The organism is Gardnerella sp. c23Ub_4, assembly GCF_055804115.1.
Window position 1 is genome coordinate 627,777 of record NZ_JANUYO010000001.1, and the last position, 11,633, is coordinate 639,409.

The window sequence follows — 11,633 nt, forward strand, 5'->3', positions numbered from 1 at the left end:
ATTGTTGTTAACATATATGCCATTAGCAATAGTCAAATTTAGATTTATAGAGTTAGAAGTTTTGTAGAATCGCCTTGTAAAGGAGTCCTATGTTTACGCATCACGCAAGTGTCGACACTAAGCTTAGCCGCGCAGTAGAGCGCCTTTTGGATTCCGCTACAGAAGATGGCGTTTTGTCGATTGTTCAAGCAGGGGAGCCTGTTTTAAGGCAGCGCACGGTTGCTTACGATGGTCAGCTTACGCGCGCAACGCTTAACAAGCTTATTTCGCTTATGCACAGCACTATGCTAGACGCTCCAGGAGTTGGTTTGGCCGCTCCGCAAATCGGTCTTGGCTTAGCGATTGCGGTTGTAGAAGATCACGTTAGAGACGACGAAGACGACCCTAGAGATATTGCGGAATTGCCATTTAGGGCGATTATTAATCCGCATTATGAGCCAATTGGCACGCAAACGCGCAGCTTCTATGAGGGCTGCTTAAGTGTTGCAGGGTATCAAGCTGTTCGTCAGCGCTGGCTAGATATTCAAGCCACTTGGCAAGACGAGGATGGAAAGCAGCATTCGCAGCGCTTGCACGGTTGGCCAGCGCGAATCTTCCAGCACGAGACGGATCATTTACGCGGTGAGCTTTACATTGATCGCGCAGAAATGCGCTCGCTTTCTAGCGACGAAAACCTTGAGGATTATTGGGCAGATGAGGCAGTTCCTGTAAACGCTGCTAGAACACTAGGCTTTGCGATTTAAAATAAAAGACGAATGCAAAATAAAATCCCCCACAAGTTTTCTTGCGGGGGATTTTATTAATCACAAATATCAGATGTGGAAGTAAAGCTCATACTCAAGTGGCGTTGGAGCCAAACGAGCCATATCCATCTCTTCGTGCTTTAGATTAAGCCAAGTCTCAATCAAGTCGCTAGTAAACACATCTCCTTGCATAAGGAAGTCGTGATCTTCTTCCAAAGCCTGCAAAGCTTCACCAAGCGAAGAAGGAACCTGCTTAATGCCGTCGTGCTCTTCTGGAGGAAGCTCGTACAAATCCTTATCAACAGGAGCAGGAGGCTCAATGTGGTTCATAATGCCGTCTAAGCCAGCCATAAGCTGAGCAGAGAACGCCAAGAATGGGTTGCACGAAGGATCTGGCGCGCGGAATTCAATACGCTTAGCAGAAGGAGCCTCGCCAGCAAGAGGAATACGAATAGCTGCAGAACGGTTACGAGCAGAGTAAACCAAGTTGACTGGAGCTTCGTAGCCTGGAACCAAGCGGTGATAAGAGTTAAGCGAAGGATTTGTAAAAGCGAGCACAGAAGACGCGTGCTTAATAAGACCGCCAATGTACCAACGCGCAATATCGGAAAGCTGAGCATAACCAGTTTCCGCATAGAACAATGGCTTGCCATCTTTCCAAAGCGATTGATGGCAATGCATGCCTGTGCCGTTATCTCCAGCAATTGGCTTTGGCATAAACGTTGCAGCTTTGCCAGCCAAAGCAGCAGTCTCGTGAACAACGTACTTGTACTTCATCAAGTCGTCGCCAGCGTGGACAAGCGTATTGTAACGGTAGTTAATCTCCTGCTGGCCTGCGCCGCCAACCTCGTGGTGAGAGCGCTCAAGAATCAAACCAACCTTTTGCAAATTGTAAACCATGTCGTCGCGCAAGTCTTGATTGTGATCAACAGGTGGAACAGGGAAGTAGCCGTGCTTTACGCGATTCTTAAAACCAATGTTGTTGCTGCCATCGTCTTCGGTGTCTATGCCAGAATTCCATGGAGCCTCGTTGGAATCCACCTCGTAGAAGGAACGCTGCATATCGTTTGCAAAACGCACCTTGTCGAAAATAAAGAACTCGGCTTCTGGAGCAAAGCTTGCGGTATCGGCAATGCCAGTGGCCTTTAAGTAGGCTTCGGCTTTAATTGCCACTTGGCGAGGATCCCTAGAATAAGGCTCGTCTGTTACAGGATCCACAATCGAAAAAGCAACGTTCAAAGTCTTGTGCTTGCGGAATGGGTCAATGTAAGCGGTGTCTACGTCTGGAATAAGCTTCATATCGGACTCGTTAATAGCCTGGAATCCTTGCATAGAAGAGCCGTCGAAGGCCATTCCATCTGTAAATGCGCTGTTTAAGAACTCGCTTGCAGGCACAGTAAAATGCTGCTGAACACCAATCAAATCAGTAAATCGAACAGATACGTACTCAATGCCTTCTTGCTTAATCAAAGCCTCGGCATCTTCTTTAGTTTGCAAAGTGGTCATGCCACGATCCTTTCATAAAAATCTCAGTAAATAGTTTAGATTGTTATATATGATTTTGTATTTCAGCGACTCGACTATCTGGTTACGATTGTGTTACACGCTTTGTAAAGTACAATGGAATTTATGACAAATAAAGAAAACCACGAAAGCCGTATGGATAGCAACGGCACAAGCGCAAAAATCGACTTAGCTTCGATTTTTCCAGCTAAGGGAGATAATCGAAGGCCTCCTGATTGGCTAAGTCGCGCGCTTATGTATGCGGTAATCGCCGCGTTTGTTGCGATTTTTGTTTGGTTTGCGTGGGGAAGTATAGCTTTTATAGTTTTCGACGTTGTAATCTCCATTTTTATAGCGTTGGCAATAGAGCCACTTGTTGTGCGCCTTATAAAACACGGTTGGAGTAGGGCTTTTGCGTCTTTGGCAAGCTTGGTTGGGCTGCTTGCGGTTATTATTTTGCTGCTTGTTCTTTTTGGCAATCTTTTTGTGCAACAAGCTGTTTCCATGGTTCTTGGTTTACCTGATTTATACAACCAATTTGCGCATTTTGTGTTAAATTCCACTGGATTTAAGATGCCAAATATCGAGCAGCTTGGAATGGAGATTTTGCGCAACATTCAAACATCGTGGGTTGTGGATTTTGGCGGTTTTGCACTTAACACCACCTGGGGTTTGATGGCCGCTTTGCTTGATTTGCTTACCATTTTGATGGTTACTTATTATATTTCGGCTGCAGGTCCTGCAATGCGTAGAAGCGTGTGCCGCTTGCTGAATCCTAAGTCTCAAAGGCGATTTTTGTTTATATGGTCGGTTGTTCAAGAGCAAATATCGAGCTTCTTATTCTCGCGCACAATTTTGGCTGCGATTAATGCAACGGGTACTGCGATTTTCCTAATATTTATGAAAGTTCCGTATTGGCTTCCGCTTGCGCTGTTTTGTGGAATAGTTTCGCAATTTGTGCCTACAATTGGTACGTATTTGGGCGGAGCTTTGCCAATCGTATTTGCTTGGGGTTCCAACGGTTTTGCAGCGGCATTGGCTGTTCTTGTTTTTGTTACCATCTATCAGCAGATTGAAAACATGGTGATTTCTCCTAAGATTTCCGAAAAAACAATGGACCTAAATCCTGCTGTAGCATTTTTGTCGGTGTTGGTAATGGGTGCTGTTTTTGGGGCGCTTGGAGCATTTTTGGCGCTTCCTGTTACTGCCAGCTTGCAAGCTATTCTTAAGGTTTGCACAAAGCAGTACAAGCTTGTTGATTCTCCATTAATGAACGATCCAAAGCCTAATCGCAAGTCGATTATGGTTACGAGTGTTGAAGCGATTGGCAATAGTTTTGTAAAGCCTGTTAAAGACAAGGTTCTTCGAGTTATGAAAGGCTCGTCTTCTAGAGTTTCGATTAATGAAGACATTATGTATTGGTATAAGCAAGCTTATGTTTCTTCTAGTGATTCTAGCCTTTCTTCTAGTGATTCTAATGAAAGTCAAAATTCTCAAGAAGATTCTGGATATATTGCTACTATGGCGATTTCGCGCGATGTTCTAGATGCAGTTAATCGCGATATTGCTAAGAAACGCGCGGAAAATGCGGATTTGGATAGTGGGCAAGCGGATCGCGAATCGCAAGCAGCCGACGGGTTGCATGCGAATGCTAAAGATGAGTCGCAAGATAAGTCGAAAGCAAATAAATCTGCTACAATTCCAAGCGAAAGTAAAAACAAAAAATCGAACACAAACACAAATCCACGAAGCGGGTGGAATAAATGATTCTTTTGTCTATTTTCGACGTTTTAGTAATCATAATCGGCGTGAGCAGCGTTATTTACCAAGGCGTTTGCGCAGTGGCGTCGCTTATTGCAAAGCCAGTGGTTTTCCCTCCAGCGCCAATGGACAAGCATTACGCGGTTTTAATATCTGCGCGAAACGAGGAAGCTGTAATCGGGAATCTTATAGAGTGCATACAGCATCAAACTTATAACCAACAGCTAATAGATATTTGGCTAGTTGCCGACAATTGCACAGACAGCACGGCGCAAGTTGGGCGAAAGTACGGTTGCAATGTTATAGAGCGATTCGATAAGCAGCATATTGGCAAAGGTTACGCGCTTAGCTACCTTTTGGACCACATAATGGAGCTTGGAAAAGACAAAGATTACGACGCGTACTTTGTTTTTGACGCAGACAATAAGCTGGATTTGCACTATTTTGAAGAGATGAACAAGGGATTCCACGCTGGGTATCAGATTTTAACAAGCTACAGAAATTCTGTTAACCTATCGGATAATTGGGTGTCTTCTGGGTCTGCATTGTGGTTTATACGCGAATCGCGATTTACTAACAATTCGCGCATGCTTTTTGGGTCTAGCTGCCACGCAGGTGGAACGGGATTTATGTTTTCGCGCGAGATTATGCACAGAAATCGTGGGTGGAAGTTCCACCTGCTTACCGAAGATCTTGAGTTTACAATGGACTCGATTTTGCACGGCGACAAAGTGGGCTATTGCGGGTCGGCGGTTCTTTACGACGAGCAGCCTGTTTCGTTTAGGCAAAGCTGGAGGCAAAGGCTGCGCTGGAGTAAGGGCTTCTTGCAAGTGTTTCGATATTACGGAGCGGCTCTTATACGCCACGGAATCCGCGAACGCGATTTTTCGTCGGTTGATTTTACGCTTATGCTTTGCCCGTTTATGGTGCTTGCGATTATTCGCCTTATACTCGGATTTATCTTTGCAGCATTTGGATTTGTTACGTGGGCAAGTCAGATTGATTCAACGCTTAGCTTTATAACCACTACTGTTACAAGCGTTTTGGGTATGATGGTGTTTGTTTCGCTTACTATTCTTGTAGAACACGATAAGCTTGGGGCTACTAACAAAGAGCTTTTTGCGTACGCGCTTAGCTTCCCGATTTTTATGCTTTCGTACGTGCCGATTGCTTTCCAAGCTGTGTTCTCTAAGAGCGAGTGGAAGCCGATTCATCACACGGGTCGGTAAATCGGAGCGAGCGGTTTTCCTTGCTTGCTGTTGTAGGAGGGCTGGGTGTTTCTACGCTCGCGCGTTACAGCGCGCTCACGCCTTCGCCGCGCAGAAGCAGTGCTTCTGCTCTAAGCGGCTCAGCGAATCGAGGTGACTTCTCGCGCATTATGCAGCTCGAAGTCGTCGATTCGCCGCAAAAAATCTCGAATCTCCACCTTACTAGGTGTAATTTATGTAATCTCGTAGTGTGTTTATACGCAAGATATGAGATAATGAAAGCCTTGGTGTAAACGTGCGATTGCGCAATTAATGTGGCGCAATACGTGCGTTTATCTGTATGTTGCGAGGTTTATATGGTGGATTCTGTTCCAGTTTTTGGTGCAAACACTTATTCGAGCGATTCGAGTGATAGTAGTGCAGATGTTCCAGCTGTTTCTATTCGCGGATTTGTTAAGACTTTTGGCAAGAAAGTTGCTGTAGATAATCTTTCGCTAGATATTCCAGCAGGATCCTTCTATGGATTAGTAGGCCCTAATGGTGCTGGCAAAACTACTACGATTAAAATGCTTACGGGCTTGCTTATGCCAGATGCTGGATCGGCTTCGATTTTTGGCAACGATGTTTGGAGTGACGTAAATAGCGCTAAGCGCGCAATTGGTTTAATGCCACAAGCAGATGAGATTTTTAAGACGATTACTGGCCTTCAGCTTTTAACTTACGCTGGCATGCTTCGCGATATGAGTCGCGCGGAATCCGTAAAGCGCGCGAACGACTTGCTTTCTGCTTTCGACTTAACAGAAGCTGCAAATACTATGGTTTCGGACTATTCAACTGGTATGACTAAGAAGATTTGCCTTGCAACAGCTATGATTCACAGCCCTCGCGTGCTTGTGTTGGACGAGCCTTTTGAGGCAGTGGATCCTGTTTCTAGCGCAAATTTGAAGGATATTCTCGCCGAGTATGTTTCTACTGGCGGAACGGTGATTATTTCTTCGCACGTTATGGAATTGGTTGAAAAAATGTGCTCGCACGTGGCAATCATTAACGAAGGTCATGTTGCGGCTGCTGGCTCTCTTGAAGAAGTTGCTCAAGGCAAGAATCTTGAAGATCGCTTTATGGAGCTTGTTGGCGGACGTCACGCTGCTGCACGCATCGACTGGCTTAATGGCGGTAAATCTGATAACGATCCTGCATCTTCCACCAATTTCAACGCTTAAAAAGGAGAACCGTAATGTCTATGATTTTTACCATGGTTCGCCTTCGCTGGGCGCTTACTTTTTCTGTTATGCGAAAGTCAATTTGGCAAAAAATTGGCTTTGCTATAGCAATTGTTTTTGGACTTGCGCTTATATGCGCTCTTGGTTTTGCGGGCTGGGAAACTGGCAAGTACATTAATCCAGGAATGCTTGCAGATACTAAAAATTGGCAGGAATTCCAATTGGCTCCAATAATGGTTGCGTCGATTGTGTCAATTTTTACGCTGTTTATAAACGTGTTTATGTTTGGCAGCGACACAACACTAAAATCGCGTAGTTTTGCGCTTTACGGCATTCCTTACGTAAAGCAGCAAGCTGGCATGCTTCTTGGCTCTCTTTTTGGAGCGCTTTCAGTAAGCTGCACAATCGCGCTTGCTTTGTGGTCTTTAGCGTACCGAAACTTTGGAATTGTGCCAGTTTTAGTAAGCGTAATCGCGGCTCCGCTTTATGTTGCAACAATCGTGTCTTTAAGCAAAATGCTTATTGAGCTTTTGGATACTATTTTAATAAACAAGCATTCAAGAAACATTTTTTACTTTGCTATTTTCGTAGCGTACATGATTTTTGTTGCCACTGTGAATATTGGTAACAAAAATCCAAGCGGAATTGTGCTTGGCTCAAGTTTCTGCGCTGTTTCCGCTTTTACGCCGTTAAGTGTGGCTATGGCTTTGCCTCTTGACGCCATTAATGGCAATTGGCTTGCGCTTGTTATTCGCTTCCTTATTTGCGTTGTAACGATTGCTGCTTGCTTTGCAATCTCTGTATTTTGTGCAAAATTAGAGCCGAAGTTGCTTCGTGGTGAGCAAAAAACAGTTGTTAAAACTAAGGGAATCGGCTTGTTTGCAGCAGTTCCAGACAACACAGTTGGTGCGATTATTGCGCGAATTATTAGCGTTATGAGAAGAGATATGCGTCAACTATTTTTGCTTATTGCGCCGCTTTTTATGCTGGTAGTTGCAGGAGGAACTAGTTTTAACGCTAAAGGATTTGGTTCTATAGCACAGGACATAGGCGTTTCTGGATGGATGATATATGCTGCGACGCTTATGGGAATGGTTGTTGGAAACAATATTGCATACGATGGAACACCTTTTACTATGCACGCGATTATTGGCGTAAAAGGTTTGCACGATCGTTTAGCGCACGCAATAGTTTGGTCCGTGATTTGCGCTGTGTACTTTGCAATTCTTGGAATAGGGGTTTACGCTTTCCTTTTCTTTGTAGCAAATGTTCAGCAAAATATGAATGCAGTTATGTTCCAAACTCTTTCTCCAATTGGAGTAGCTTTTGCGACCATAGGCATTGGCTTAATTTCTTCGTGCATTGCAATGTACCCTGTATCGTCAATCGAAAAGCCATTTTCTAGGCCGCAAGGTTCTGCTGGCGGGCGAAGTTTTGCAGCTATCGGCTTTATGCTTCTTTCTGTAGTTTGCATGATTCCTTCGGTTGCGGCTGTGATTGCGTTTATTATTCTTGCGCCGCAACTGCTGTGGATTGCATGCATTCTGTTCGTAGTGAACGGCGCAATTGTGTTGGCTGTTGGCGTAATTATTGGTGGCAAAGTAATGGATAAGCGCATGATTCGTATTGTAGAAAACTTGCGCAGATTTGCGTCGATTACTGCTTGAGTATTAATGCGCACGTAAGATCTGCGATTTATGTGTGCAAGCGTATAGCTTATGTAGACTTTATGTAGTTCTTATATAGTCTACATGGCTTGTATAGTTATACAGAGTTGCAATTAATCGGTAAAACAGGCGGCGTGCGCATGCAAGACGATGAAAACGTTAAGAATCCAGATAATATAATCGAGATTCCCGAAGATGCTTTTACGTCTAAAGAATCAAGAGAAAAAGCTGGATTTACGTCTAGCTTAGGTGCGCAAAAGCCGCCAAAGTCACGTAATCGCGCTGTTGTGTGCTTAATCGCAGCTGCAAGCGTTGTATCACTAATGTGCGGATACATCCTGTTTGATAGCAAAGATCTTTTGCAAAATTGCGATTTTATTCAGTCGCGAATGGCAATTAAAAACAATAAATCTTTGCAAGAGCTAAGCAGTCCAAAACCTAAGAAAATAGCGCATTACGCGTCTTTAATAAAGCAATTAGATAAAAACAAGCCAGTTGACAAAGATGCTGCGGAAAAGGTTTTGCAAACATTCCTTGATTACCCAGATCTTGGGCCAAATGCGGCGGCTGTTATAGCGGATGCAAACGGGAAGATTATTGCTGCAAAAAACGAAGATCTTGCTTTGCAACCAGCGTCTACAATGAAAACGCTTACAGCTCTAGCGGCCTCGCATACTTTAGATATGGCTTCAACGCTAGACACGCTGGTTTATGCAAGCTGCGACGAAGGTGGGAGTGTTGCGCGAATTGTTTTGCGCGGCGGTGGAGACATGCTGCTTGGGGCTGGGCAAAGCGACCCGAATCACGTAAACGGTAGAGCTGGCTTAGAAACTCTTGCAAATAAAACGGCTGCCGCTCTTAAAAAGCGGGGCGTTAAGATTGTTCAGTTTGCTGTTGACGATTCGCTGTTTGGTGCAAAAAGATATCCTGAGCTTATTAACGAGAACGACGAAGAAGGCCGATTCTACGCTCCAACTTCGTCTGTTGCAGTGGATGAGGGGCGTAATCGCGATTTTGCGGCGTGGGTTTCGTACGGAAACGACGCGGACGATACCGACGATTATCCGCTTTTAGATAGGCATCCTGCTGTTAGTACGGGTTTGATTTTTGCAAATTTGTTGCAAAAATATGGCATTGACGTTCGCGAATGGAAGGGCGATTCTGCAAAAATCACTAAGGCAGCTAAAATTTCTGGCGCAGACTCCATGCATGTTAGCTACAAAAAATCGCTTATTTCCGCCGATTTTAGCCAGATTGCGCGCGTTTGTTCTGCTCCGCTAAGCGAGATAATGGCGTATATGCTTAGGCATTCCGACAATTCCCTTGCGGAAGAGTTCGGGCGTTTAACTGCGCTCGCTATGCGTAAGCCAAATTCTCCAAAGGGTGCAACTTTGGCTGTGCAAGATGTTTTGCGTGATTTAGGTATTGATATAAACGGATTGCATATGTCGGATTGCTCGGGACTTTCGCCTAAATCCGCTGTTCGTGCGATTACTTTGATTCAGGTTCAAGCGCAAAATCTTCAGGAGGGGATTGGTGCTGCTGCAGCAGAAGGTTTGGCCTTGCCAGGCGTTTGGTGTACTTCTGCTAAAAAGCGTCTTGTTGATAAGTCGGCCGCTGGATTGATGCGTGTTAAAACTGGATTTTTGGGTGATGTTTCGTCTATGGTTGGCAACGTTTCTAGAAAGTCGGGAGGCGCGCTAACTTTTGCGGTTGTTGTTAATCCGCCTGGAGATGTTAACTACACTTATGTTGGCATTAATAAGATGATGGCAAAGCTTACCAATCTTTAGTAGCGTTCACAAATCGTTATGGTATGTGATTTTCTGCTTGCTTCATATCCTCCTGGAAGCGCAATCGGCTTTTGACCATGCCAGTTTGTTATTAACTCGTCGATTGATTCTATATGATTTGACGAAAAGCGTATTCCAGCAGCACTTAGCGCGCGAGCTACGATTCGCCGCCTAATCGAGATGTGGCTATTTTCTAGAGTCGCAAGTTTGATTTTGACTTTGCAATCCTCTTTTACAATCGCCTCTTTTTCTACAAGATTTACTTGCGAGTTTATGTAGTCTAGGTCGTCTTGAGCAAATTTCGCTCCTTTTGCAAGCAACAAAGTCATATCTGATTCAAAAAATCGCGAAATATACGGCATAAGTGTATGCCTGATTCTAGAGCGCAGCGGGTAGGATTTTGGCAGCTCAACATCGATTGGCGATGAATCGCCGTTTGTTGGATCGTCCCACCATTCAACGCCCAAATCCTTGCAAATCTGCGTGGTTTCAAGTCGCATAAGATTAATTAGCGGCCGAGCAAATAGCACATTCTCCCTAACTGTAACGTCTTTCATTCCAGCCACGGCCTCCAAGCCAGCAGAATCGCGCAATCCCATTAAAACCGTTTCTGCTTGGTCGTTTGCTGTGTGTGCTAAAAGAACCGCCGCCGCGCGCAAGTCTTTTGCAACTTCAATAATCGCAGCGTATCTAGCATCTCTGGCTGCGCTTTCTTCTCCCTCTTCGTTATCTTTAACTTGCACAGATTTAACAAATACGAGTGACTCGTCTACTCCAAGTTTTGCAACAGTTTTAGCAGCATTAAGCGCCACTTTGCTGGAGTCTTTTTGAAGATTATGATTTACGATTATTGCACCGCATTGAATCCCTCTGCTTGCGCACACTTTTGATGCAAGCGCTGTTAGCGCAAGTGAATCGCGACCGCCAGAGCATGCGACCAACACAATAGGAGCGGATGGCAAAGTTGCATGTTCGCCGTGTTGCAAGAATTGAGGGTCTTGCACGTTTAACCCTATGTTATTAAAGCAACGTTTTACTTGGCCGATTCCTTTGCGCCAACAAGATGAGTACACCATGCTTATAGTCTAAATCCTAATGTGTAAGTTGTAACATGTCCGTCATTCTCTTATGCAATTATAGTTAGCATGCAAGTTGCAGATATAAGAGATGATATTGATTACGAATTAATCAGCCACGAAGAGCTTATGAAGCGCATTCGTGAGGTTGCTGCTCAAGTTAGCAAAGACTACGAAAACCGCGATATTTTGCTTGTTGCAGTGCTTAAAGGCGCTGTAAACACGCTTGCTGTTTTCTCGCAGGAGCTTAGTCTTAACGCGCCGATGGACTTTATGAGTCTTTCTAGCTACGGCAGTGGCACTAAGACCAGCGGCCAGATTACGGTTCGCGAGGACTTAACTACAGATGTTCGCGGTCGAGATGTGCTGATTGTGGAAGATATTGTTGATTCTGGCAAGACTTTGGACTGGCTTGTTAGGGAGCTTAAGGGCAGGGGAGCTGCAAGTGTAAAGGTGTTTGCGCTTTTAACAAAGCCAGCTCGCCGAGAAGTGGAAGTAGATATTGCGTACACTGGTTTTGAGATTCCAGACGCGTTCGTAGTCGGTTTTGGCATGGACTACGACGAAAAGTACAGGAATCTTAATTCTATTGCGGTTCTTAAGCCTTCTGTGTATGAGTCTTGATTGGTTCTTTATTAGCGGTCTTGATTAGATGGTTGTAA

The 11,633-nt window shown here is 44.7% G+C and carries 9 protein-coding genes; 7 read left to right on the top strand and 2 right to left on the bottom strand.

From position 1 onward, the window contains the following. The first annotated feature begins 89 nt into the window (after positions 1-89). The gene (locus tag NYP67_RS02495) at positions 90-743 is read left to right on the top strand and encodes a peptide deformylase (protein ID WP_004130015.1); all 654 of its coding nucleotides are present in this window, start codon (positions 90-92) and stop codon (positions 741-743) included. 69 nt (positions 744-812) lie between these two features. On the opposite strand, the gene glnA is transcribed toward NYP67_RS02495, so the two are convergent. Further along, entirely contained in the window at positions 813-2,249 is a 1,437-nt protein-coding gene (gene glnA / locus NYP67_RS02500) for a type I glutamate--ammonia ligase (protein ID WP_004112221.1), read from the bottom strand. Between the two features lie 123 nt (positions 2,250-2,372). Between glnA and NYP67_RS02505 the strand changes: the two genes are divergently transcribed. The 5 genes from NYP67_RS02505 (at position 2,373) to NYP67_RS02525 (ending at position 9,895) form a co-directional block, all read left to right on the top strand. Beyond that, positions 2,373-4,013 carry an AI-2E family transporter gene (locus NYP67_RS02505; protein WP_473411146.1) on the top strand — a complete coding sequence of 547 codons (1,641 nt, stop codon included), beginning with the start codon at positions 2,373-2,375 and terminating at the stop codon, positions 4,011-4,013. Next, positions 4,010-5,236, top strand: a complete 1,227-nt coding sequence (locus NYP67_RS02510) for a glycosyltransferase family 2 protein (protein WP_116689731.1) — start codon at positions 4,010-4,012, stop codon at positions 5,234-5,236. The genes NYP67_RS02505 and NYP67_RS02510 overlap by 4 nt, the downstream gene beginning before the upstream one ends. 335 nt (positions 5,237-5,571) lie before the next feature. Further along, the gene (locus NYP67_RS02515; RefSeq protein ID WP_115757342.1) at positions 5,572-6,435 is read left to right on the top strand and encodes an ABC transporter ATP-binding protein; all 864 of its coding nucleotides are present in this window, start codon (positions 5,572-5,574) and stop codon (positions 6,433-6,435) included. Positions 6,436-6,449: 14 nt separating this feature from the next. Beyond that, positions 6,450-8,102: a hypothetical protein gene (locus NYP67_RS02520; RefSeq protein WP_473411147.1), complete on the top strand. Its 1,653-nt coding sequence runs from the start codon at positions 6,450-6,452 to the stop codon at positions 8,100-8,102. Between the two features lie 140 nt (positions 8,103-8,242). Further along, positions 8,243-9,895: a D-alanyl-D-alanine carboxypeptidase/D-alanyl-D-alanine-endopeptidase gene (locus NYP67_RS02525; protein WP_473411212.1), complete on the top strand. Its 1,653-nt coding sequence runs from the start codon at positions 8,243-8,245 to the stop codon at positions 9,893-9,895. Here the strand turns inward: NYP67_RS02525 and tilS are convergent. Beyond that, positions 9,892-10,971 carry a tRNA lysidine(34) synthetase TilS gene (gene tilS / locus NYP67_RS02530; RefSeq protein ID WP_473411148.1) on the bottom strand — a complete coding sequence of 360 codons (1,080 nt, stop codon included), beginning with the start codon at positions 10,969-10,971 and terminating at the stop codon, positions 9,892-9,894. The genes NYP67_RS02525 and tilS overlap by 4 nt on opposite strands. 69 nt (positions 10,972-11,040) lie before the next feature. Here tilS and hpt point away from each other — a divergent pair, with 69 nt between their 5' ends. Beyond that, entirely contained in the window at positions 11,041-11,595 is a 555-nt protein-coding gene (gene hpt, locus NYP67_RS02535; protein ID WP_016636126.1) for a hypoxanthine phosphoribosyltransferase, read from the top strand. The last annotated feature ends 38 nt before the right edge of the window (positions 11,596-11,633 follow it).